12 protein-coding genes are annotated in these 24,109 nt (G+C 53.2%); 8 read left to right on the top strand and 4 right to left on the bottom strand.

Annotated elements, in window-relative coordinates:
* Positions 1 to 78 precede the first annotated feature (78 nt).
* The gene (gene ppk1, locus SH287x_RS02965; protein WP_479516956.1) at positions 79 to 2,265 is read left to right on the top strand and encodes a polyphosphate kinase 1; all 2,187 of its coding nucleotides are present in this window, start codon (positions 79 to 81) and stop codon (positions 2,263 to 2,265) included.
* Between the two features lie 179 nt (positions 2,266 to 2,444).
* Here the strand turns inward: ppk1 and SH287x_RS02970 are convergent, their stop codons facing one another.
* The gene (locus tag SH287x_RS02970; protein WP_479516957.1) at positions 2,445 to 4,436 is read right to left on the bottom strand and encodes a c-type cytochrome domain-containing protein; all 1,992 of its coding nucleotides are present in this window, start codon (positions 4,434 to 4,436) and stop codon (positions 2,445 to 2,447) included.
* Between the two features lie 459 nt (positions 4,437 to 4,895).
* On the opposite strand from SH287x_RS02970, the gene SH287x_RS02975 reads away from it, so the two are divergent.
* Positions 4,896 to 7,256: a heavy metal translocating P-type ATPase gene (locus SH287x_RS02975; RefSeq protein WP_479516958.1), complete on the top strand. Its 2,361-nt coding sequence runs from the start codon at positions 4,896 to 4,898 to the stop codon at positions 7,254 to 7,256.
* Between the two features lie 61 nt (positions 7,257 to 7,317).
* On the opposite strand, the gene SH287x_RS02980 is transcribed toward SH287x_RS02975, so the two are convergent.
* On the bottom strand, positions 7,318 to 7,959 hold the full coding sequence (locus SH287x_RS02980; protein WP_479516959.1) for a response regulator: 642 nt from the start codon (positions 7,957 to 7,959) through the stop codon (positions 7,318 to 7,320).
* Positions 7,960 to 8,238: 279 nt separating this feature from the next.
* Entirely contained in the window at positions 8,239 to 11,202 is a 2,964-nt protein-coding gene (locus SH287x_RS02985; protein WP_479516960.1) for a sensor histidine kinase, read from the bottom strand.
* A gap of 615 nt (positions 11,203 to 11,817) precedes the next feature.
* On the opposite strand from SH287x_RS02985, the gene SH287x_RS02990 reads away from it, so the two are divergent.
* From SH287x_RS02990 to SH287x_RS03000, 3 genes are all read left to right on the top strand, one after another.
* Positions 11,818 to 13,161, top strand: a complete 1,344-nt coding sequence (locus SH287x_RS02990) for an MdtA/MuxA family multidrug efflux RND transporter periplasmic adaptor subunit (protein ID WP_479516961.1) — start codon at positions 11,818 to 11,820, stop codon at positions 13,159 to 13,161.
* A 172-nt stretch (positions 13,162 to 13,333) separates the two neighbouring features.
* Complete coding sequence (locus tag SH287x_RS02995) at positions 13,334 to 16,474, top strand: multidrug efflux RND transporter permease subunit (protein WP_479516962.1); 3,141 nt, start codon at positions 13,334 to 13,336, stop codon at positions 16,472 to 16,474.
* A complete protein-coding gene (locus tag SH287x_RS03000) occupies positions 16,471 to 19,677 on the top strand; it encodes a multidrug efflux RND transporter permease subunit (protein WP_479516963.1) in 3,207 nt (1,068 codons plus the stop codon). The genes SH287x_RS02995 and SH287x_RS03000 overlap by 4 nt, the downstream gene beginning before the upstream one ends.
* A gap of 9 nt (positions 19,678 to 19,686) precedes the next feature.
* Here the strand turns inward: SH287x_RS03000 and SH287x_RS03005 are convergent, their stop codons facing one another.
* Positions 19,687 to 20,682 (bottom strand): RluA family pseudouridine synthase, encoded by a 996-nt coding sequence (locus SH287x_RS03005; protein ID WP_479516964.1) that lies wholly within the window; start codon positions 20,680 to 20,682, stop codon positions 19,687 to 19,689.
* Between the two features lie 382 nt (positions 20,683 to 21,064).
* On the opposite strand from SH287x_RS03005, the gene SH287x_RS03010 reads away from it, so the two are divergent.
* From SH287x_RS03010 to SH287x_RS03020, 3 genes are all read left to right on the top strand, one after another.
* Positions 21,065 to 21,817 carry a Bax inhibitor-1/YccA family protein gene (locus tag SH287x_RS03010; protein ID WP_479516965.1) on the top strand — a complete coding sequence of 251 codons (753 nt, stop codon included), beginning with the start codon at positions 21,065 to 21,067 and terminating at the stop codon, positions 21,815 to 21,817.
* 291 nt (positions 21,818 to 22,108) lie between these two features.
* Positions 22,109 to 23,065 carry a methenyltetrahydromethanopterin cyclohydrolase gene (mch, locus tag SH287x_RS03015; RefSeq protein ID WP_479516966.1) on the top strand — a complete coding sequence of 319 codons (957 nt, stop codon included), beginning with the start codon at positions 22,109 to 22,111 and terminating at the stop codon, positions 23,063 to 23,065.
* Positions 23,066 to 23,101: 36 nt separating this feature from the next.
* Positions 23,102 to 24,031, top strand: a complete 930-nt coding sequence (locus SH287x_RS03020) for an ATP-grasp domain-containing protein (RefSeq protein WP_479516967.1) — start codon at positions 23,102 to 23,104, stop codon at positions 24,029 to 24,031.
* Positions 24,032 to 24,109: the final 78 nt, after the last annotated feature.

Consider the following 24,109-nt stretch of genomic DNA (forward strand, 5'->3'; position numbering starts at 1 on the left):
GCTTGTGAATATGAAGACGTGGGTCAGTGAATTCGGGCGTTGAGAAGGATCTGGGCCGTGAGCAAAGAAAAAATAGCCATGACATCGGCTGCGAATCCTGTGGTTGGAAATTCAGTGGCGGGCAATACGGAACAGAATTCGATGTTGCCGCAATTACCGGCCGACAGCCGTTTTTTTAATCGGGAATTAAGCTGGCTGGAATTCAACCAGCGCGTTCTGGACGAGGCGCTGGATCCAACCATTCCGTTGTTGGAACGACTGAAGTTTCTCGCCATTACCGCATCGAATCTCGATGAATTTTTCATGGTACGCGTCGGCAGTCTGCAGATGCTCAGAAGGCAGCAGAATCCCTCGCGCGATCCCGCTGGCATGACACCGTCTGAACAATTGGAAGCGGTCAGTGCGCGAACTCATCAGATGGTGCGTGATCAATACCAGTGCCTGCTGGAAGTGATTGAACCCACCTTGCAGGCAAGTCAACTGCGACGGCTCAGTGGGGCTGAACTGACTGACCGGCAGCATAAAGTCATCCGGCAGGTCTTTGATCAAAAGATCTATCCCATTCTCACACCCATCCGCGTTCCGTCAAAGGATGAGTTTCCTCAACTGGTCAATCAGACCATGAATGTGTGTGTCCGTCTTCAAGGCGACGAACCAGGCACATCAAAGTTCGCTGTTATTCCCTTTGGCCGTGGACGAGAACGCATTATCACGTTGCCTCATGATGCGGGATACAGCTATACGCTGCTGGAAAATGTGCTGGAACAATTTGTCGGGAGTTTCTTTGTCGGGGAAGATGTTGTTGAGTGCATCCCTTTCCGGATTACTCGCAATGCCGATATGGAATTGCGTGAGGATGCCGCGAGCGATTTGTTGAGAGAGATGGTCGAGGCACTCGACGCCCGGCGGGAAGGCGATTGTGTCAGGCTGGAATTAACGACTTCGGCTTCCAGCGAAATGCTGGAATTCCTCATGGGAGTGACTGAGGTTTCCGAACAGGATGTCTATCGGCTGGATGGCCCGCTCGATCTCACCGTGATGATGAGGATCTATGAAACACAGGGCTTCGACGCACATCGCGATAAGCCTTGGCCTCCCAAAAATTCGCCCAGGGTCGATGCGACCCAGAGCATGTTTCATGAAATTGCCAGGGGAGATATTCTTCTTTACCACCCCTATGAAAGTTTCGACCCCGTTGTCCGGTTCATTGAAGAAGCGGCTGTTGATCCCGATGTTCTGGCGATCAAACAGACGCTCTATCGCACGAGCCGAAACAGCCCCATTGTGTCGGCATTAAAACGGGCTGCTCAGAATGGGAAGTATGTGACTGCCGTTCTGGAACTCAAAGCCCGCTTTGACGAAGCGCGCAATATCGAGTGGGCACGCGATCTGGAGCGTGCTGATGTCCAGGTGATTTATGGCGTCAAAGGCCTGAAAACACACGCGAAAATTTGCCTGGTCGTGCGCCGCGAACCTCAGGGAATTCAGCGGTACATGCACTTTGGGACAGGAAACTACAACGAAATCACATCACGCCTTTATGTCGACACCAGCCTGTTTACGTGTGACGAAGACCTGGGGGCCGATGCGACCGCGTTGTTCAATGCGGTCACCGGGTACAGTCAGCCGCAAAGGTTCCGGCGGTTAGAAGCCGCCCCTCTGGGATTGCGGGAACGCCTGCTGGAATTGATCGATGCCGAGATCGACCGCAAAAAACATGGTCAGAGAGCCATGATTCATGCCAAGCTCAATGCGCTGGTCGATACGCAGATGATTGAAGCTTTGTACCAGGCATCACAGGCCGGCGTAAAAATTCGACTCAATATTCGCGGGATATGCTGCTTGAGGCCGGGCATTGAAGGTCTGAGCGAAAACATCACCGTCACCAGTATTGTGGATCGTTTTCTGGAACACAGCCGTATTTTGCACTTCCATCATGGCGGGGATGAACTGGTCTTCATTTCCAGTGCTGATTGGATGCCGCGCAATCTGGATCGGCGAGTGGAATTATTGGTACCCGTCAGTTCCTCAGCCACGAAATCACGAATGATCAGCCTGTTAAGGACACACTTCCAGGATACGGCCAAAGCGAAGAAATTATTGCCGGATGGCCGCTATGTCCGCCCGCCCATCGCGTCGGGAACTGAACCGTTTCGCAGTCAGGCGGCGCTGTATGCCCGAGTGGCTGAAGAAGTGCAGGAAGCCGAGCAGATGCGTCCCACGATGCTGGAGCCTCACCTGCCACCCGATGTGGATAAACTTTAATACGCATTCCAATTTGAAATAGCGATCTGTGTGCCATGCTTGCGGCGGCTTTGAGCAAGCATGTTTTTGAGATCATCAACGCGCCATTTCAAGTTGCGATTTGTACAAGAGCCTGTCTGGAAAACTCCCTCCCGCTCGCGGGAGAGGGCCGGGGTGAGGGTCTGATGAACAACCAATTTTTACCGGGGCTGCGCCAGCCATTCGCTGCGGCCATCGTTGGCTGCCTGTTTGTCCGGTGAAGGGGATGGTTCTGACTTTTTCACCGCTTCTGGAGATTTTTCCTTGAGTGAGGCAGCGGTGAACCGCACCACTTTTCCGTTCTGAAGCCCAGCCAGTAGATCGCCAGTCGTTGGCTCGAATGCCAATGACGTGGCAACTGACGCCAGACGCAGTGTTTTGAACAGTGTTTTCTGTTTTTCCCCGTTGGCATAGATCGCAATTGTCCGATTGGCCAGGCTCAAAGCCAGGCATTCTTCCATGGCAGGCTCTTTTCGGGCAGGGCGATGAGCCAGTCGGGTGGGGTCTGCCGCCAGTTTGATTCGCTCCACCACTTTGCCATCCGACAGATTCCAGATCAGCAGCCGGGGTTCCGTCCCAATACTGGCGGCTTGTGTGTTGGATAACGCCAATGCCTCCAGCACAGGGGCTGTGTGGCCAGTGAATGTCAGTGAGATATTGCCCGTTCGGGTCTCGGTCACTTTCACCGTTTTGTCACGACTGCTTGAGAGCAGGTATTGACCACCAGGCGTCCAGTTCAGTGAGGTAATCCAGTCGGAATGATCTTCTGACGTGCGATATTCCAGTCGCGAGGCCACATCGTACCAGCGGATCACCCGGTCAGCTCCTCCCGCAGCCAACTGCTGCCCATCGGGAGAAAATCGAACGGCGAACGCTTCATCGGCCGTAATTTCCAGAGGAGTGGGATCGCTGTTTTTCTTTGAGGGATCCCATTCAAACAAGCTGATCAAGCCGGTATGACCAGGCTGTCCCGAAGCCACAGCAAATAACGGAAGATGTGGTGCCAGATCAATGGCATGAACTCGTTCACCTGCTCCACTGAATCTGGCTTTCAGTTGAGTTGGTGCTCCGCTGTCATTCCATCCCAACACTTCCCGATAGCCGGAAGTCAACAATTGACCGCGCGCGTCATCAGCCGCGATAGCAGTGACTGCAAGAGGACGTGGATACTTGGCTGGGGCCGCAGGGAACGCTGCCAGTGACGTGAGCGTGACAATTGAAGTCTTCTCATCCACACCGACACCCAAGGGAGATCCCTGTTCAATCCAGTGACGAAGAAGCTGCAATTGGACTGTTGTGAGCGGCGGCTCATCCTTGGGCATCGATTCGTTCTGGCATTCGGTAAACAGCGGAGATTCGTCTGGCGTGCGATCGACAAGGGCCGGCCCCGAGTCGCCACCTCGTTGCAGGCTGGCCCATGTTTCGACATTAAGGTTTCCCCCCGCAACCCGGCTGTTATGGCACGCATGGCAATGCTCAACCAGCAGCGGCGCAATATGACGGGCGAAGGTGAGCCGTTTCCCGGAGGCAATCAGTTGATCTTCCTCAGCCTGTACATATTTCATTTTTCGAGTCGCAGCCTGCTTGTAAAGAAACCGCTGTGATTCCTCTTTGATACGGGCTTCTTCCACCAGTTGGCGGGCTTGGTCGGCCGCTTGCCGCAAGGGGGTGATCGCATCCTCGGCTGTCTTGAGTTGAGCCATCAGCGGCTGCTGAGCTTCCAGAGCTGTTGCCAGTTTCTTGCGGAATTCAGCTTCTTTTTCAGAGGGATACTTGGCCGGAGGGAGGCTGTCACCTTCCGATTTCTCTTTGGAGAAGGCTGCGACAATCGCTTGAATCTCTTTATTGCTGGCGTCGATTTCCTTTTTCAATTCGCCAATTTGATCGCGGACGTCATCCAGAGGTTTATCAGCCCGCCGCACAAGGTTTTGTGCCGCCAGAAGCTGGTTCTCCAGTTCCGCACGATGAACGGTCATTTCATTCCAGCGAGACTGTGCGGCTGATACTGCGTCATTCAATTGTGTCAGCGTCTGTGGGGCGGTCGGCTCATTGGCTAAAGCTGGGATTGTCGAGATCACCAGAGCCAATAGAAAAAAAGGTCTGACTGGAGAGAATGGCCAGGCATTTTCCCGTAAGAAGAAGTGGGAACGCATGGGAAGGTCTCCCGCAGGAATTCGTGGTGGGACAAATCGGAGGGAAAATCGCACTCATCAGTAAACAGCGATGAGTTCTGCTGATGTTACAGTTGATCAGAGGCAACCGCGAGGGGCCGCACCAATTTTGCGATTGAAGAGTCCTTCCGAACACCCTCTGAAATGGTGCGACAGGATCTGTATATGGCCTGTTGGCATGGCGAGAGATCCTTTTGTTCACATGATGAGCATCCTCAAGGTGATCAAAAACGTGGTTTCGTGTGATCCCCTTTGCAAGAGGGGGGCTTCACAAGAGGTATGCTTGAATAGTCTCTGCTCTCATCTATATCAGAACATTGAAACGAAGGTCATCCTGTTGTGATATTCCTCCAGCCTGAAGCCGGTCATCGATTTTCTGACTAACGGATTCGCAGAGGAATGGCCTGACAGGATGAAGAACTGAAATGCCGGATAAGCCACATGAAGTATGAACTTCCCCAATTAACTGACGAACCAGAACATCTTGGGCCAACGGCGATTGATCCGGTCTGCGGGATGACGGTCGCTGCGACGCCGGGGACATTGTCGCATCTCCATCAGGGAACGACCTATTTTTTCTGCTGTGGGCATTGTGTTAAGAAGTTTGTCGCCGACCCTGATCGCTATCTGAATCCCGAAAAGAAGCCGCAAGAGACTGTCACACCACCGGCGGGAACCAAATATATTTGCCCGATGGATCCCGATGTGAGCAGTGATCGGCCGGGGCCGTGTCCCAGGTGTGGGATGGCACTCGAACCGATGATCGTGACTGCCGATGACGGCCCCAATCCTGAATTCATCGACATGCGGCGTCGATTCGTGATCGGGCTGATTCTTGGCTTCCCCGTCTTCTTCACCGCGATGGCAGACATGCTGCCCAGTCATCCCTTGCATGACTGGATGAACCTGGTGAACTGGGGGCAGTTCCTGCTGGCGACACCAATTGTCTTCTGGTGCGGCTGGCCTTTTTTTGAACGCGCGTGGATGTCGTTAAGACAAGCCAGTGTGAATATGTTTACTTTGATCGCGCTGGGGGTTGGCTCGTCTTATTTATATAGCGCTGTGGCCACGCTGGCCCCCAATCTCTTTCCCGCGGGATTTCGGACGGCTGAGGGGGCCGTCATGACCTATTTCGATACCGCGGTGGTCGTCACGATCCTGATCCTGCTGGGGCAGTTGCTTGAGATCAAGGCCCGGAGCCAGACAAGTGGCGCCATCAGGCGATTGCTGGGTCTCACTCCCAAAGTCGCCCGGCGTGTTCGTCCCGATCAGTCCGAAGAAGAGATTCCTTTAGAACAGATTCAGCGGGAAGATCTGCTGCGCATTCGTCCCGGCGAGAAAATCCCTGTCGACGGTCTGGTTGTCGAAGGCCAGAGTACTGTTGATGAATCGATGATGACCGGTGAGTCACTTCCCGTCGATAAGACCCAGGGGGACACGGTCGTTGCAGGTACGGTGAATGGAGCCGGTGGGCTAATTGTGCGTGCCGAGAAAGTGGGGAGTGACACCCTGATTGCCCAGATCGTCCGGCTTGTGGGGGAAGCCCAACGCAGTCGTGCTCCTATTGAACGCGTGGTGGATCAGGTCTCGCGTTACTTTGTGCCCACTGTGGTGCTGATCGCCATACTGACATTCGTTGTCTGGAGCATTTGGGGGATCGAACCGCGATTGGCTTATGCGCTGGTCAATTCGGTTTCTGTACTGATCATTGCCTGTCCCTGTGCTCTGGGGTTAGCAACGCCGATGTCAATCATGGTGGGAGTCGGACGCGGAGCCGAGCAGGGGGTACTGATCAAGGATGCCGCAGCCCTCGAGACGCTTCATCGAGCGGATACGCTCGTGGTCGATAAGACCGGGACATTAACCGAAGGAAAGCCACATCTCGTGACCACGCGGTCGTTCGATGGCCAGGCCTTGGGTAATCAGTCGGAAAAACAGGTGCTGCAACTGGCCGCTGCGCTGGAACGGGGAAGTGAGCATCCGTTGGCAATGGCTATTATGAAGGGAGCGGAAGGACTTGAATCGCTTTCAGTCCATAATTTTCAGTCCGTAACAGGCAAGGGGGTCACGGGGATTGTGGATGGCCAACCCGTTGCTTTGGGGAATGCCCGTTTAATGGCCGATTGGAAGGTCGACCTGACAAGTGTGGAGAGTGCGGCCGAAGAACTGCGCGATGTTGGTCAGACCGTGATGTATCTCGCTAAGGGACAAACACTCATTGGCTTTTTAGGCGTGGCGGATCAAATCAAACCCAGCACTCCCGAAGCCATCCGTCAACTGCACGCCGAGGGTTTACGGATCATCATGCTGACAGGAGATAACGACCGGACGGCACAAGCCGTGGCAAAGACGCTGGGGATTGATGAAGTGGTGGCCGAAGTTTTGCCTGAACAGAAGCTTGATTTTGTCAGGCAGCTTCAATCTCAGGGACATGTGGTGGCAATGGCGGGTGATGGAGTCAACGACGCTCCCGCTCTGGCACAGGCTCAAGTCGGTATCGCGATGGGAGCTGGAACGGATGTGGCCATGGAGAGCGCCGGCATCACGCTGGTGCAGGGAGATTTGCGTGCTGTGGTTCGTGCCCGTCGCCTCAGTCGAATCACCATGCAGAACATTCGGCAAAATCTGGTACTGGCCTTTGTTTATAACGTGGCCAGTGTGCCTGTGGCTGCCGGTCTCCTTTATCCAGTGATGGGCTTGATGATCTCGCCTGTCTGGGCCAGCATCGCCATGACTCTCAGTTCGTTATCGGTCGTAGGGAACGCGCTGAGATTGAGGAAAATCCCTTTGTCAACCCCATGATTCGCAAACATGACCATGGGTTGCCTTGGCTTTTGATTCAACTGATTCAACAACCGGAGCATCAGCCCAGTTGAATGATCTGCCGTTGAATAGCAATGGTGACAGCATGCGTACGGTCGGAAGCGTTCAGCTTTGCCAGAATGTTTTGTACCTGAATTTTCACTGTCCCCGCTGCGGTTCCCAAACGGGCGGCAATCTCTTTGTTCGCTAATCCCTGAGCGACAAGTTCCAGCACTTCAACCTCACGCGGAGTGAGTTGAGGTAAAGGAAAATAGGTATTCATCCGGTCGGAGACATCGTCGGACATCAGCTTCTTTCCCGCATGAACGATACGGATGGCGCTAAGGATCTCGGTGTGGACGACTTCCTTGAGCAGGTAACCTCGCACGCCCGCTTCCAACGCGCGGAGAATATCATGGTCGCCGTCGTAGCTCGTTAAGGCGATGATCCGCGCGTTGGGAAATTCTTTGCGGATCTCGCGCGTGGCTGCAATGCCATCCATTTCCGACATGCGCAAATCCATTAATGTCACGTCGGGTTGGTGCTGCCGATAGAGATCAATCGCCTCTTGTCCGGTCGAACCTTCTGCGACCAGTTCAATGTCGGCTTCATTGGCAAGAATCGCAATGATCCCTTTACGAACGAGCGGATGGTCGTCCACGCAGAGAATGCGAATCGGTGCTGTCGTTGGGTCTGTGGTCATGTTCTCTCTGTTAGCAGAGTCTGAAAGCCATTTCACTGCATATTTATCTCGGGGCGATATGTTGCCATGTTCTCCGCTGCCATATTCTCTGTTGCTATATGCTCCGTTATCGGGGTTATCTATCGGTTCAGTTTCGCTTTTTAATAAGCTCTCACAAAACCTCTGATGCCGCGGGAATGGGCGAAGCATTCGACTTTTTTCAACAGGCACAACCGGTTTTGTCAGGCGTTCTCAGTTTGTCACTCCTTGAGTCAACAGGTGCAACATGACACCTGACTGTTAGCGGGATGTGCCGGCGACCAGATCTGGTCGCTCTCTCATGGATGAGACGGTCACGAAGGGTTTGATCAAAGTGACGGTTGTTCCCTGATGGGGTTCGCTGCTCCAGGTGATCGTGGCATGAATCTGAGCCGCTCGCTCACGCATCCCAATGAGTCCATAATGCCCCGGTTGCGGATATTTCAAGTGAGCAGGAACATCGAAGCCGGAGCCATTGTCGCGAACGGAGACTTTCAGGGTTTTCTCAACCATGCCCATCGTCACGATGACCAGATCGGTCTGAGCATGTTTGACGGCATTGGCAATCGCCTCCTGAATGATTCTCACCACCTGGTATTCCGTGTCAGGAGAGAGTGCAGCCATGATCGGCGCGAGGTTCAACTGCAAACGGACATCGCCCGCATCGGTCAGCTGACGGGCCACCTCGGCAATCGCGATTGCGAGGCTGGATTCCCCTTGTTGCGGGTTTCTCAGACCTGCCACGGAACGTCGAGCTTCACTCAGGCTAAGCCCCGCGTCGCGAATAATGCCCGTGAGGTTTTCATACTCGGAAGACTGCCGCAACCGGGCAGCCACCGCTTGCAACTGCATCGTGACGCCGGAAAATCCCTGGATCAAGGTGTCATGCAGTTCGCGGGCAATGCGGCTGCGTTCTGATAGCACCGCTTGCCAGCGAATTTTGATCTGGCGAATTCTGAGCTGATAGGCCATCCATACTCCCGCAGCCAGTGCCACAACCAGCGTCGGCAGGAACCATCGCGATTGATAAAAGTACGGAGCCAGCGTGAATTCCAGCGGACTGGCCACCAACGTCGATAACCCGTCGACCGTGGTCACCTGGACAAGGAAGCGGTAATCGCCCGGCGGCAGATTCGTATAGAATGCCTCACGGCGCAAGCCAGCTTCCACCCACTCCTGATCAAATCCTTCAAGCTTGTATCGAAAGCTCAGTCTTGTCGGCCAGGCAAAGCTCAGTGCCGTATAATGGATGCTGAGATTATTGCGACCAGGGGGAATGGAATGGAGTTGCTGGCGCTGGAACTCCTGCCCATTGACGAACACTCCATCGATCAACAACCTGGGCGCAGGAAGCGGTGCACTGACGGGTTCCGGGGCCACCACAAGGATTCCCCGGACTGTCGAAAGCCAGACCCAGCCATCGTTCATTTTCCAGATGGAGGGTTCCACGCCACTTTGGGATTCAATGGTGCGTAACGCATCTGTGGGGCTGAAAGGTGTTGAAGTCAGCCGTTCAATTTTCCCCTGAGTGAACTTAAGGATTTCGTCTTTATTGACGGCGAACATCCCCCGACTGCATCCCATCCACAGTTGGCCTTTGTCGTCACTGGTCATGCCAAAAATATCGTCGTCGAAGAGTCCGTCCCTGATTGTGAACTCATACCGCTGGTGATGGTCGATCAATCCTAAACCCCGACCTTGCAGTGATAGCCAGAGACGCTGCTGAGAGTCATAGTGCAGGGCATCGACCTCGGTGAAAAATTGCAATGACTCGGGGAAAGGAACAAGCCTCCGATCCTCCAGACGATAGAGAGTTGTTCCCATGGAAATGAGCAATTCGTTGTGAAATCCTTTGATCATCGCACGGACAGGCAGGCCAGAAGCAGCACCCTCTGGTGGTGTAAATTTATCATCCTGGAATTCCACAAGTCCTTCGGGCGTTCCAACCCACAGTCGCCCCTTCTGATCATGGGCCGAACAGGTGATAACCTGTGAGGGAAGGCCATCGGCGGTCGTCCAGACTTTGTCGATCGTTTGCCCGTTCCAGCGGCAGAGTCCCTGATCTGTTCCAATCCAGAGTTGTCGTTGACGTCCTTCCGTTAATGACAAAATCCGATCACTGGGAAGTCCATGGGCCTGGCTGGCCACACTATGAAAACGCCGGCCGTCAAAACGTGCCAGCCCCGCACTGAGAGTTCCCACCCAGATGGTTCCCTGTGAATCCTGCAACAGCGGGCCTGTGTCGTTACTTGGAAGTCCCTCGGCCGTCGTGAAAGGAAACAAGGTGCGCCGGTCGATGAACTGATTCAGTCCATTTTTCGTCCCGACCCAGAGGTTCCCTTCGTGGTCTTCGCAGAGGGCATGCACAGTGCTCTGCGACAATCCTTCACGCGTCTGAAATCGTTCCACCTGGCCTTTCTGGATGCGGCACAACCCTTCTTTTGTCCCCACCCACAGATCGTCAGAGCCAGCAGGAGCCAGTGCATGAATCAGGTTGCTACCCAAGCCATCAGCCGTTGTGAACAGACGCTCGGATTTTCCTTTTTGAGACAGCAACCCCTCAGATGTTCCTACCCAGAGCACACCATCATTCGTAAAGCAGAGGCTTTGAATGGCGGTTCGTGGAGTCAGCGAATGTTTGATCGTCACGAGAGCGGAGCCATCCCAGCAATACAATTGCGGGCCTTCAGTCGCAATCCACATTTTCCCGTCTGGTGAGATGGCCAATGCCTGGATCGATTGAGTTTCCAATCCGATTTTATCGGCTAGAACACGTCCCTCATGAATCCGTGCCAGGCCACGTTGCGTCCCAATCCAGACATCCCCCTGGCGGTCGGCAAGGAGACATTGGACATGATCAGACGGAAGACCTTGAGCCGTACCGAAGTGCGTCGCCGATTCCCCGCGAATCCGAATGACTCCCGAACCATTAGTGGCCGCCCAGAGATAGCCAGCCTGATCCTCGCACAGATCTTCAATCCATAATGGCGGGTTGGCAGGAAGCGGGAGAGAAGCGTTTGCCCACGGCACAAAGCGGTTGCCATCGAATCGATAAAGCCCCGCCTGTGTCCCTAACCATAAATAACCTTCACTCGACTGGCAGATCGCAAAGATCACCCCTCTAGGAAGCCCTTGATGACTTTGCCAGATCCTCAGGAGTGCCTGCGAAAGTGGGCGCAGAGAATCAAGCGCAACAACAGGTTGGGCTGTCAGAACAAAAAACATGAGCGTTGCGATCAACACTCGAAAAAGCGGGATGGGAGGGTTTCGCCGAGCGATTATCTCGTCACGACCATCTGGACATGAAGTGCCCATGGAGGCAACACCTTTGAAATGAGAAACTGCCCTGAAAAAGGCGGTCGACAGAAACTGCCAAACGTCTTCTGTCATTGAATGCCGTCTGCAAAGGCCAGAAAAGCAGCAATCGCCGGGCTACTGTCGATTCTATCATGAGACGACGCACATGTTGCAGGATTTGGCACAAGAGATGTTCGGCAACATTCCTCTTCAGGCTCTCTTCAGATTTAACGTGAAAAACCGTGAGATTTCGTGGGTAAGATCGCAATTTTTGCACACATATGCCGAATGGCAGTCAATCGCATCTCGTGGAACGGGGTTGGATATTCGTAGTATAGAAGTCAACAGCAATGAAACTTTCGTGTTTTGTCAAACCGGAAAAGTGGGGTTAAGCAGATGGTTAAGTCCGACAACGGGACATGACACCACATCGAACCCCAGAAGATTTCCCTGAAACGCACAAGCCTTTTGCACGTAGACCGTTTGCGACTTGACATCACAGAATTTGACGCCCCTGATTTTCCCGCGCCGGGACTCTGACCCATGCTCACTGATCTCACCACGTCACCCTCGACCGTTCCTCCCGTCCGGCCTCGGACTTCGCCCGCCGAAGATCGAGGCACTGGCGAAAAGCCCTATACAGCGCCCATCGATACTCTGGGGCGTGAATCTGCCGATCTCCCCGCAAAACCAGCCGCGGGGCGTGGTTGGATGGTGGCCATGGTCATCACCGCCGTCATCGCGGGAGCCGGCTGGTATTATCAGGAACATTGGTGGTCACAAACCGCTGCCATGCTGGGAGCAAAGCCACCAGCAGGCAAGCCACCAGCTCGCATTGTTCCCGTCGTCACAGCAGTCGTGCGTGCGCAGGACATGAATCTCTACCTGAATGGTTTAGGGACAGTGACCCCCTTCAAAACCGTGACAGTCCGTGCCCGGGTCGAAGGGGAACTGATCAACGTCGCTTTTACCGAAGGTCAGATGGTCAAAGAAGGAGACCTGCTCGCAGAGATCGACAAGCGACCATTTGAATTGCAACGCGACGAGGCGATGGGCCAGTTGGCCAGAGATGAAGCGATCCTGGCCTCAGCCAGGTATACCCTGGATCGATACGAGCAACTGCTCAAAGAAAAAATCATGCCGATTCAACAGGTTCAGGAACAGCGGGCGTTGGCCCAGCAGACGGAAGGAACGATCAAAACTGACAAAGCGATGATCGCCAACGCCGAACTGCAACTGGCCTATTGTCGGATCACGGCTCCTGTTTCCGGTAGGATCGGTCTGCGGCTAGTCGATATCGGAAACATCGTACGGGCCAATGATTCCAATGGGTTAGCAGTTATTAACCAGGTTCGACCGATCACGATTGTCTTTACAATTTCACAGGACGAAATCCCCAGGATTCAGAAACGAGTTCGTGAAGGAAAAGATCTGACAGTCTATGCCTACGATCGCGAATTGACGAACAGGTTAGCGACAGGAAAGCTGCTGGCAAGTGACAATCAGGTCGACCCCGCCACAGGCACTCTGCGATTAAAAGCGATTGTCGAAGAAGACGCCGACTACCTGTTTCCTAATCAGTTCGTCAATACCCGGTTGCTGATTGATGAATTGCCAGGGGCGATCACTGTCCCGACATCCGCTGTTCAGCGAGGCGCTCAAGGGACTTACGTCTATGTTGTCGACGCAGATAGCCGGGTCGATGTCCGACTCGTAGAAGTCGGCCCGAATGAAGGCTCTGATACGATTATTAGTCAAGGCTTGAATGCCGGCGAGATTGTCGTGACCGAAGGACTCGATAAACTCCAGCCAAAAGCCCAGGTTTCAACCCGCGATAGTCACGCGAAAAGCGGGGTCGAGACGGGGACGCCACACAAAGCCGGCTAGCCCACCATAGCGCCCAAAGGCACGCCAGGGCACCAGCCTCAAGTCAGCTGCAAGCCCTGATTATTGAGAAAATTCTGTTAAGAGCAAGATAAAGATCTCTTGCTCTTCGGTATCAAAAAGTATTGATCGTGGCTCCTCGCTCGAAAAAAGCGAAAGCCGAACTGAGACCCCTATGAACATCTCGCGGCTATTTATTCTGCGGCCAGTCGCAACCGTCCTGTTCATGACAGCAATTCTGCTGACAGGGGCTATTGCCTATCGTTTGCTACCTGTCTCGGCACTACCACAAGTCGATTACCCAACGATTCAAGTCGTAACCTTTTATCCCGGGGCTGGCGCGGATGTCATGGCCTCCTCGGTCACGGCCCCGCTGGAACGGCAATTCGGGCAAGTCCCCGGCCTGACACAGATGACCTCGACCAGTTCCGAAGGCTGCTCAGTCATTACGATGCAGTTCGACCTGGCGCTAGATATCGATATCGCGGCACAACAGATTCAGTCGTCGATTAACGTCGCATCCTCACTTCTTCCCAACGATCTGCCAAACCCCCCCATCTATACCAAAACAAATCCGGCGGATGCTCCGGTATTGACGCTGGCACTCTCATCAAAAACATTGCCCTTATCCAAGGTGGAAGATCTCGCTGATACCAGGCTGGCACAAAAAATTTCTCAACTAAGCGGCGTGGGGATGGTGAGCCTGAGTGGTGGGCAAAAGCCTGCAATCCGGATTCAAGTCAACCCCACGGCATTATCCAACCTGGGCCTGAGTCTTGATGACGTACGAACTGTTATTGCAGGAGCCAACGTTAATCAGGCGAAAGGAAGTTTCGATGGCTTGCGACAGGCATTTACCATTGGTGCCAATGATCAGATCTTTACCAGCGAGCAATACGGACAATTAATTGTCGCTTATCGTAACGGTGCTCCGGTACATCTTTTTGATATCGCCGAAATTGTCGACGACGTGGAAAATATTCGACAAGCCGCCTGGATGAACGACACACCCGCAGTGATTGTCAATATCCAGCGCCAGCCAGGGGCGAATACGATTCAAGTGGTTGACAGTATTAAAGCGTTGCTGCCTCAACTTCGCGATTCATTGCCAGCCGCTGTTGATATTCAGGTTCTCACCGACCGTTCTCAGACGATTCGCGCCTCTGTCGAAGATGTTCAATTTGAGTTGATGTTGACGATCGGCCTGGTCGTGTTTGTGATTTTTATTTTCCTCAGGAATGTCAGAGCCACCATCATTCCCAGCGTCGCTGTCCCTTTATCTTTGGTCGGCACCTTTGGAGTGATGTATCTACTCGGATATAGCCTTAATAACCTGACACTCATGGCGTTGACGATCTCAACCGGCTTCGTCGTCGATGACGCAATTGTGATGATTGAGAATATCATTCGCTATATCGAAGAAGGTGACTCGCCATTAGAGGCGTCGCTGAAAGGCTCGGCGGAAATTGGTTTTACGATCGTGTCACTCAGTATTTCGCTCATCGCAGTGCTGATTCCCTTGTTGTTTATGGGCGATGTGGTGGGGCGATTGTTCCGGGAGTTTGCGGTGACTCTCAGTGTGACGATCCTGGTTTCGGCTGTTGTGTCGCTGACTCTGACACCGATGATGTGCGCGAAGATGCTTAAACACGTCGACCCAAAAAAGCACGGTCGGCTCTATCTCTGGTCGGAAGCAATTTTCGAGTCGATTATCGTTTTTTACGGTTGGACGCTAAAAATCGTCTTGCGGCACCAGACCGCGACCATGGTTGTCTCCGTCTTGACACTCATTGCGACGGTTTATCTCTATGTCATTGTGCCGAAAGGATTTTTCCCGGTTCAGGACACGGGGGTGATTCTCGGGATTTCAGAAGCGCCGCAGACGATTTCCTTCGATGCGATGTCCAAGCGTCAACAGGAACTCAACCGGAAGATTCTGGAAGATCCTGCCGTTGAAAGTCTTTCCAGCTTTATCGGGATTGATGGGACGAACACGACGGTTAACAGTGGCCGGATTCAAATTAATCTCAAGCCTCTTGCACAGAGGCACGAAAGCTCCCTTGAGATTATCAGGCGATTGAATACGCACCTTGAGGAGATTCCAGGGATTCGTCTCTATATGCAGCCGGTGCAGGATCTCACTGTTGAAACGCGAATCAGCCGCACTCAATACCAATACAGTCTTGAATGTCCGAGTTCAGCCGAATTGGACGAATGGGCTCCTCAATTTGTCTCTAAGCTGCAGGAACTTCCTGAGCTACGGGACGTGACGAGTGATCAACTGAATCACGGCTTGCAGATGAAGGTCATGATTGATCGCGATATGGCTTCACGACTGGGGATCACTCCTTTAATGGTGGATGAGGCACTTTATAATGCGTTTGGTCAGCGCCAGATTTCCATCATGTTTACAGAGTTGAATCAGTATCGGGTCATTCTCGAAGTGAAGCCCGAGTTTCGGAATTCCCCCCGTGACCTGAGCGAAATCTATATTCAGCCACCTGATGGCAAGCCTGTCCCTCTGAATACGTTTACAACTCTTCAGGAGTCGAACGCACCACTGACGATCAATCATCAGGGGCAATTTCCTGTTGTGACCGTTTCATTTAATCTCGCTCCGCATGTCTCGCTGGGCGCTGCTGTTGAAGCGATCAATAAAGCGCATGAGGAACTGGATATGCCACCAGCGATCATTGGTGGATTTCTCGGGACTGCGGAAGCATTTACCGCATCCCTTAAAAGCACTCCTTTATTGATTCTGGCCGCTTTGGTGACGGTCTATATTGTTCTGGGGGTCTTATATGAAAGTTATATTCACCCCATCACGATTCTTTCGACATTACCCTCAGCCGGTGTCGGGGCGCTGGTGGCGATGCTCATGTTTGGGATTGATTTGAGTGTGATTGGCCTGATCGGGATTATTCTCCTGATCGGGATTGTCAAGAAGAATGCGATCATGATGATCGATTTCGCCATTGATGCGCAGCGAACAGATAAAAAGCCTGCCGAAGAAGCGATTTTTGAGGCGTGCCTCCTCCGCTTTCGGCCAATCATGATGACGACGATGGCCGCTCTGTTGGGGGCTGTCCCACTCGCGATGGGACACGGTTCCGGTTCGGAACTGCGCAGTCCGCTAGGTATCACGATTATTGGCGGTTTGATTTTTAGCCAGCTGCTGACACTCTATACCACTCCAGTCATCTTCCTGTGGTTTGAACGGATCAGTGAGTATTTCGGAATGACGACCCTCTCGCCGGAATTTTCGTCTGATCTTCCCTTATTGAATGTGCCTCAACCAAGCGGAGAGACGGTATGAACCTGTCGACTCCCTTTATCCTTCGCCCAGTCGGAACCACGTTGCTGACATTAGCGATCATGCTGGCAGGAGCGATCAGTTATGCTCTATTGCCAGTTTCGCCGTTACCGCAAATTGAGTTCCCGACAATTTCCGTGAGTGCGAACCTGCCCGGTGCCAGCCCACAGACGATGGCATCAGCAGTAGCCACCCCTTTAGAACGCCAGTTCGGTCGCATCGCTGGTGTCACAGAGATGACTTCATCAAGCTCTCTGGGAACGACATCCATTACATTGCAGTTTGATCTCGATCGGGACATCAATGCCGCTTCCCGCGATGTTCAGGCTGCGATCAATGCGGCTCGGGGACAGTTACCCACAAACCTCCCCAATAATCCTTCATATCGAAAAATTAATCCCGCCGATGCTCCTATCATGGGAATCAGCATTGTTTCTGAGATATATACACAGTCGCAGATGTATGATGTCGCAGCCACCATCCTTCAGCAAAAGCTTGCACAGGTTCATGGGGTAGGCCAGATCATTATTGGCGGTGGCGCAGCCCCTGCGGTTCGTGTGGATGTCAATCCCACGTTGCTTAATCATTTGGGACTGAACCTGGAAGACGTTCGGAATACGCTCTCGAATGCCAATGCCAATCGTCCTAAAGGGGTTATTGGTGATGACAATCGAAGCTGGTCGTTAGCCGCCAGTGATCAGCTCTATACCGCGAAAGAGTATGCGCCACTGATTATCCGTCATCTTAATGGAGCCGCCGTACGACTTCAGGATGTCGCTAAAGTGACAGATTCTGTCGAGAATAGCCGGTCATATGGAATTAGTAATGGCAGCCCGTCAGTGACTCTCCTGATCTTCCGGCAACCGGGTGCGAACATCATCGAGATTGTCGACAAGATTCGCAGCATGTTGCCACAACTCGATGCCCAGATCCCTGCGGAAATGGATCTTCGAGTCACCATGGATCGCACGTCAACCATCCGCGCATCGCTGGAGGACGTTCAGTTTACATTAATGCTCTCAGTGGGCTTGGTCATTCTTGTCGTCTTTCTTTTTCTTCGTGATTTTCGGGCCACATTGATACCCTCCGTTGCTGTTCCTGTCTCGCTAGTCGGGACATTCGGGGCGATGTATCTCTTGAATTATAGCCTCGACAATCTGTCATTAATGGCGCTGACTATCGCGACAGGATTCGTGGTTGACGATGCGATTGTCGTTATTGAAAACATCTCTCGTCATCTTGAAGAAGGCTTGTCTCCGATGGAGGCCTCGATCAAGGGTGCCCGCGAGATTGGCTTTACCGTCCTCTCGATCAGTATTTCGCTGGTCGCCGTATTTATTCCCATCCTCCTGATGGGGGGGATTGTCGGACGTCTGTTTCGTGAGTTTGCTGTCGTTCTTTCGGTTGCGATCGGCGTGTCGATGGTGGTCTCACTGACAACAACACCCATGATGTGCGCTTACATGTTAAAGCCCCATCAAGAAGAGAAGCGTAGTCGCTTCTATCGGGCAACCGAGCATGTTTTCAACTGGTTACTCCGCTGGTACGAATCATCTCTACGCGTGGTTCTGCGGCATCAGTGGCTGACAATGCTCGTGACATTAGGAACCGTTGGCCTGACGGTTTATCTCTATGTGATTATTCCGAAAGGATTTTTCCCACAGCAGGATACCGGGAGGTTGATGGGGAGCCTGATGGCAGATCAGGATACTTCTTTTCGCTCCATGACTGGCTTGCTTGATAAATTTGCGGCAGTCATTCAGGAAGATCCTGCCATTGCTGGCGTACAGGCTTCTATTGGCGGAAGTTTTGGAGGGGCTACAAACTCTGCGCGAATGTTTATCACCCTCAAGCCTTTGCATGAACGCGGAGGCACACCCGATCAGGTCATTGGCCGTATCCGGGCCAAAACGTCCAAAATTCCAGGGGCGATGCTGATGCTCCAATCGGTGCAGGATCTTCGTATTGGCGGTCGAATTAGTAGCGCCCAGTTCCAGTATAGCTTGCGTGGTGATAGCTTGGGGGAACTCAATACCTGGACTCCAAAGCTCCTGGCTGAGATGCGAAAAATTTCTGGGATCGTTGATATTAATACGGATCAACAGAATGGCGGTTTGCAAACCCGACTGGAAATTGACCGCCAGACGGCCGCCCGTTTAGGAGTTACACTTTCGCAGATCGATAATACTCTCTATGACGCCTTCGGGCAGCGTCAGGTCTCGACGATGTATAAATCGCTCAATCAATACCGCGTCGTGATGGAGGTTGATCAGGAGTTTGCTGAAGATCCAGACTCTCTTAAATATGTTTATGTCAAAGGGCCGGGCGGTGCTCAGATTCCTTTGAGCAACCTGTGTCGGATCACTTCGGCAAACTCCCCGCTGTCTGCCAATCATTCCGGGCAGTTTCCCTCGGCGACAATTTCATTTAACCTCGCACCCGGCGTGTCGCTGAGTCAGATAGTTCCCGAGATTGAGAAGATCTCCCTTCGTCTGGGCATTCCTCAGAATATTCAGGGAAAGTTTTCCGGAACCGCTGAGGCCTTCCAGTCTTCGCTCAGTACGCAACCTTTGTTGATCCTGGCGGCCCTGGCGTCTGTCTATATTGTTCTGGGGATTCTCTACGAAAGCTATATCCATCCCTTAACGATTTTGTCCACGCTTCCCTCTGCTGGCGTGGGGGCACTGTTAGCTCTCATGATCTGTGGGTTTGAACTCAATGTGATGGCATTGATCGGGATCTTACTATTGATCGGAATTGTCAAGAAAAACGCGATCATGATGATCGACTTTGCCCTTGAAGCAGAACGCCGACATGGCAAATCACCAGAGGAGGCGATCTTTGAAGCCTGCCTGATGCGATTCCGGCCTATTACGATGACAACGATGGCGGCTCTCTTCGCAGGTTTGCCACTTGCTGTCGGAACCGGAAATGGTGCTGAACTTCGCCAACCGCTGGGGATTGCGATCGTGGGAGGGCTGATTTTCAGCCAGATGCTGACCCTCTATACAACGCCTGTTGTCTATCTCTATCTTGACCGCTTCAGATTATGGATGGCTGGAGTACCAGCCCAGCGACTGGTTGTTCCAGATAGCAAAATTTATGTTGATTCTGATCATTTAAGGCGTGAGTTCAGCGACCGCCCTCCAGCAACGGGAACGACGATTGAGCATCTTCTTGAGAACTCCGCCAAATTTCAGCGATAAGACTTTGGCTTAGGAGCGAATGGTTGCTGTGATCGTTGGTCGCAAAGCGGATTGAATCGCTTGAGATAAATCAGCGGGAAGCGGCGCGTGAAAGTCCTGCCAGATCTCTGAAATGGGATGGGCAAAAGAGAGCGTTGACGCATGTAGCGCCTGTCGGCCGATGAGTGATGAAATTGGCTGACGTTTTTCTTCCGGCCAACGGAGTGGGATGATCTCTCCGCCGAAGGTGTAGAATTCGTCGCCTGTGATCGGGTGTCCGATGGTCGCGAGATGAATACGGATCTGGTGCATGCGTCCTGTGCGTGGTCGAGCCTCGACCAGTGTGTGGCCTGGATATCGTTCAAGCACTTTGATGGATGTCTTTGAGGCTTGTCGCTCCAGTGAGTCGGCTTTGCAGGACATCAACGCACTCGAACAGCCTGAAGCCCGGCCAATGGGGAGATCAATAACCATCTCGTCATCAGTGAGCACCCCTTCCACCAGAGCTGTGTAGATCTTGGAAACCCGGCTGCGTTGAAACTGAATCGAAAGTAGCCGGTGCGATAAGTGTTCCTTGCAGAGAGCAATGGCGCCACTGGTGTCACGATCGAGCCGATGAACCACGCCGGGGCGATCCAGGCCCGGATAGGGTGACTTCAAGTCCAGGTAGTGCTGAACGGCATTAATGAGAGTGCCATCAGGAATCTCGCCCGTGGGATGAGCAATCAACCCCGCCGGCTTGTTGACAACCAGGAGACAGTCATCTTCAAACAGGATCTCAAGCGGTGTGGCTTCAGCAGGAATTATCAGATCAGGTGGCTCAATCAAGCGGATCGAGACACTTTGGCCGGGGTGAACGCGTTGAGTCGTTGTGGCCATTTGACCGTTTATCTGCACCTGCCCAGCTGCCACCATTCGCAGAATTCGCCAACTGGTGTAGCTGCGAAGGTGCTTGATCAGAAAGCTATCGACACGCACACCCGCCAGATATTTTTCGACAGTATACGTTTTTTCAAGGATCGGCATGCCGGGGAATTTCTTCAACGAAAAGACTGATGAATCTGGCCGTTTTGAGGAACGGGGGGGGACATTGGACTATCAGCAGGAGAGATCGGGCGACGCCAGATGATATCCCAGCATGACGCGACAAGATCCTCCGGCGACAATTCCGATGGCACAAAGCATCGCGGTTTCATCGGGAAAGCCAAGCGACAGGCGAAATTCTCGCAGGAAGCATCTGTTCAAACGTGCTGGTTTTCGACATGCTAAAGTTGGGACTTTCAAAATTCGCCTCGGGAAAATGATGCTGAGGCAGTCAGATGAGAGTTCCCTGTCGTAAGATTTCAGTATTGCGGCAATGCGACGTGATGTCGTGGGCTTCTTTGTCACTTTACGGAAAATGCCAAACATGCGGACAAGTAATCCAGTTCTGAACGAAAATACGTTTGAGCGTTGGGGACAAGAGGGTGGCCTGTCGTCCTCTTCGGTCATGACCGTTTCTGGCACCGTGAACAAGGCCATTCTGCTGGTTGGTCTGACGGCTGGTCTGGGATTGGTGACGTTCGGTTACGCGAAAGATGCCCCTCAGGGGACAATGATGCTGCTTCTGGTCGGTGGGGCCATTGGCGGGTTGGTCAGCAGTTTGGTTCTGCAATTCTGGAATCGGTCAGCCCCGATTCTGGCTCCGGTCTATGCTCTGTGCCAGGGAGCTTTTCTGGGGACAGCCACGGCCTTGTTTGATGCCAACTATCCCGGAATTGGCGTGCAGGCGATTGCTGCAACTGTGGGTGTCGCAGCGTCCATGCTGATGGCCTACAAGCTGGGTCTGATTCGTGCGACTGCCAGTTTTCGTACGGGTGTGATTGCAGCGACTGGTGGGATCGGGCTGGTTTATCTGGCTTCAATCGTGCTGGGGATGTTCGGATTTCAGGGGATGTCGTTCGTCCAGGATTCCTCAATGCTGGGGATTGCTTTTACAGCGTTCTGCGTGATCATCGCCGCCTTGAATCTGGTGCTGGATTTTGACTTTATCGACTCAGCCGCAACGCACCAGCTTCCCAAAAGTTATGAGTGGTTAGCGGCCCATGGTTTGAATGTCACGCTGGTGTGGCTGTATCTCGAAATTCTGCGTCTGCTGAGTAAGATTCAAAGTCGTGATTGATCAGAGATGATGACCGATAAGGTCTCGTGTCTGTTTCTTTAAAAAGCTCAGGTTATCGTGCGGACTGCCGATAGCCTGAGCTTTTTTGTGGCAGCGGTTGATGATGGCCTAAGGCGGTCGCGTTCGACTTTTTAGAAGAAGCCGGCTTCAAACTCAGGCAGGAAAGAGGCGGCATTCTCGCAGAGACGTCGCTCAGCGATTACACTTTGTCAGGATCCTTCTCTGTCGATATGCCAGACCGTTTTTTGACGGGGCTGGTGGACACTTGCTCCTTGAAATAAGCAGTCTGGTATGAATCTGGAACTCAATGAGTTGGCGATGTCGATTATTGAAGATGTGGTCGAATCGCCCGACCACTTCCGGATTATTGCTCACGAAAGTGCCGGGACGGGTTTGCTGCTGGATTTTGGCATCGAGGCCGAAGGTTCGTTAGAAGCGGGCCAGGTTTTATCGACAGTCTGCATGGCGGGGCTGGCAAGCGTCAATATTCAGTCGATGCTGCTGGGAAAGTTCCAGTGGCCGTACGTGATTGTTGAAACGGATTATCCTGTTGCGGCTTGCCTTTACAGCCAATATGCCGGTTGGCAGCTTTCGAGTGGCAAGTTTCAGGCCATGGGAAGTGGGCCGATGCGGGCTGTGGCCGGGATTGAGCCGCTATTTGATAAGCTTTGGTACAAAGAAGAGTCCGAACGCGTGGTGGGAGTGCTGGAGACGGCGAAGCTTCCTCCCGAGACGATTTTTGAAGAAATTGCTGCCAAAACAGGGGTTGAACCCTCAGAGATCACGTTGCTGGTGGCCCCCACTTCGTCGGTGGCCGGTAATTTTCAGGTGGCAGCCCGGTCGGTAGAAACGGCTCTGCATAAGCTGCTGGAGTTGGGCTTTGATGTTCACCGGGTTCGCAGTGGATTTGGCTCAACGCCTCTCCCGCCAGTGGCTGCCAATGATTTGCAGGGGATTGGCCGTACCAACGATGCGATTCTTTACGGGGCCACAGTCACGTTGATGATGACGGGCGATGATGAATCGATCGCGGCGATTCTTCCTCGGGTGCCGTCGTCGTCGGCGGCAGTTTATGGCAAGACGTTTCTTGAGATTTATGAAGCCGCCGGTCGCGACTTTTATCAGATTGACAAGCTGCTCTTCAGCCCGGCTCAGATCATTGTTCATAATCTGGACACAGGGCGGGTGCATGTGGCGGGCGAACTGAACGAGGCACTGGTTCTTCAATCGTTCGGCTTGTCGAACTGACTTCTGCCCACAGGTTGTCTGAGTAAGGCATTCAATATGCGGTTCGGAGTCCTTGCTCAGCCGGGGAACTGGTCACTGGAGCAGCTATCACTGGCAGCGGCCCGGCGTGGACATGAAGTCATTCCTCTGGAATTTTCGCAGCTTTCCGGCCTGAGTCTGGGAACAGTGAAGGGGAATTGCGTTTCAGTGGCTGGACAGCCGGATGCTGCTGGTGACCCAAGTGCTGAGCAGTCACGAGCCGGGCGGCTCACACTGACAGACCTCGACGCACTGGTGGTGCGTTCGATGCCTGGCGGATCGCTGGAACAGGTCGTGACGCGTATGAACCTGCTGGGACTGGCGGAACGGGCCGGCCTCAAGGTCGTGAATTCGCCTCGCTCGCTGGAATGTGCCATCGACAAATATCTGACGACATCCCGCTTGGTTGAAGCCGGGCTACCCACACCCGCCACGTGCGTTTGTGAAACCGCCGGTGAAGCCGTCGGGGCCTTTCATCTGTTGAAGGGCGATGTGGTGCTCAAGCCGCTCTTTGGCTCAGAGGGGCGAGGAATCTTCAGGCTGAGTGATCCAGAATTGCTGTGGCGGGTATCGCAGACCTTGGGGCGTACCGGAGCCGTTCTCTATCTACAGGAGTGGATCGACCATGGTGGAAAAGATCTGCGGGTGCTGGTGCTCAATGGTGAGCCGCTGGGCGCGATGGAGCGGCGGTCGACCAACGACTTTCGCACCAATGTCTCTTTAGGTGGCAAAGCAACCAAGGCTGAGCTGAACAACGTGACGGCCGCGCTGGCCGTGCGGGCGGCTCAGGCGGTGGGAACAGTCTTCGCTGGCGTCGATTTGATTCAACGCCCTGACGGCGAATGGCTGATACTGGAAGTCAACGGCGTCCCCGGCTGGAAAGCCTTCGAGCAAACCACCGGTATCCCCGTAGCAAGCCGTCTCATCGAGCACTTTGAACACGCCTGACTCTTCATCAGGTTTCGGTTTTTGAGTCTGATCGATTTTTCACCCTGAACTTCTCAATAAACACGCAGCGGTGTCCAG

This window comes from Planctopirus sp. SH287 (assembly GCF_056500625.1).

What these genes read in the sequence shown, in the direction of transcription:
- SH287x_RS02975 (WP_479516958.1), top strand. Translation starts at nt 4,896, where the DNA reads ATGAAGTATGAACTTCCCCAATTAACTGACGAACCAGAACATCTTGGG.
- SH287x_RS02995 (WP_479516962.1), top strand. Translation starts at nt 13,334, where the DNA reads ATGAACATCTCGCGGCTATTTATTCTGCGGCCAGTCGCAACCGTCCTG.
- SH287x_RS02990 (WP_479516961.1), top strand. Translation starts at nt 11,818, where the DNA reads ATGCTCACTGATCTCACCACGTCACCCTCGACCGTTCCTCCCGTCCGG.
- SH287x_RS03005 (WP_479516964.1), bottom strand. Translation starts at nt 20,682, where the DNA reads ATGCCGATCCTTGAAAAAACGTATACTGTCGAAAAATATCTGGCGGGT.
- mch (WP_479516966.1), top strand. Translation starts at nt 22,109, where the DNA reads ATGAATCTGGAACTCAATGAGTTGGCGATGTCGATTATTGAAGATGTG.
- SH287x_RS03020 (WP_479516967.1), top strand. Translation starts at nt 23,102, where the DNA reads ATGCGGTTCGGAGTCCTTGCTCAGCCGGGGAACTGGTCACTGGAGCAG.
- SH287x_RS02980 (WP_479516959.1), bottom strand. Translation starts at nt 7,959, where the DNA reads ATGACCACAGACCCAACGACAGCACCGATTCGCATTCTCTGCGTGGAC.
- SH287x_RS02970 (WP_479516957.1), bottom strand. Translation starts at nt 4,436, where the DNA reads ATGCGTTCCCACTTCTTCTTACGGGAAAATGCCTGGCCATTCTCTCCA.
- SH287x_RS02985 (WP_479516960.1), bottom strand. Translation starts at nt 11,202, where the DNA reads ATGTTTTTTGTTCTGACAGCCCAACCTGTTGTTGCGCTTGATTCTCTG.
- SH287x_RS03000 (WP_479516963.1), top strand. Translation starts at nt 16,471, where the DNA reads ATGAACCTGTCGACTCCCTTTATCCTTCGCCCAGTCGGAACCACGTTG.
- ppk1 (WP_479516956.1), top strand. Translation starts at nt 79, where the DNA reads ATGACATCGGCTGCGAATCCTGTGGTTGGAAATTCAGTGGCGGGCAAT.
- SH287x_RS03010 (WP_479516965.1), top strand. Translation starts at nt 21,065, where the DNA reads ATGCGGACAAGTAATCCAGTTCTGAACGAAAATACGTTTGAGCGTTGG.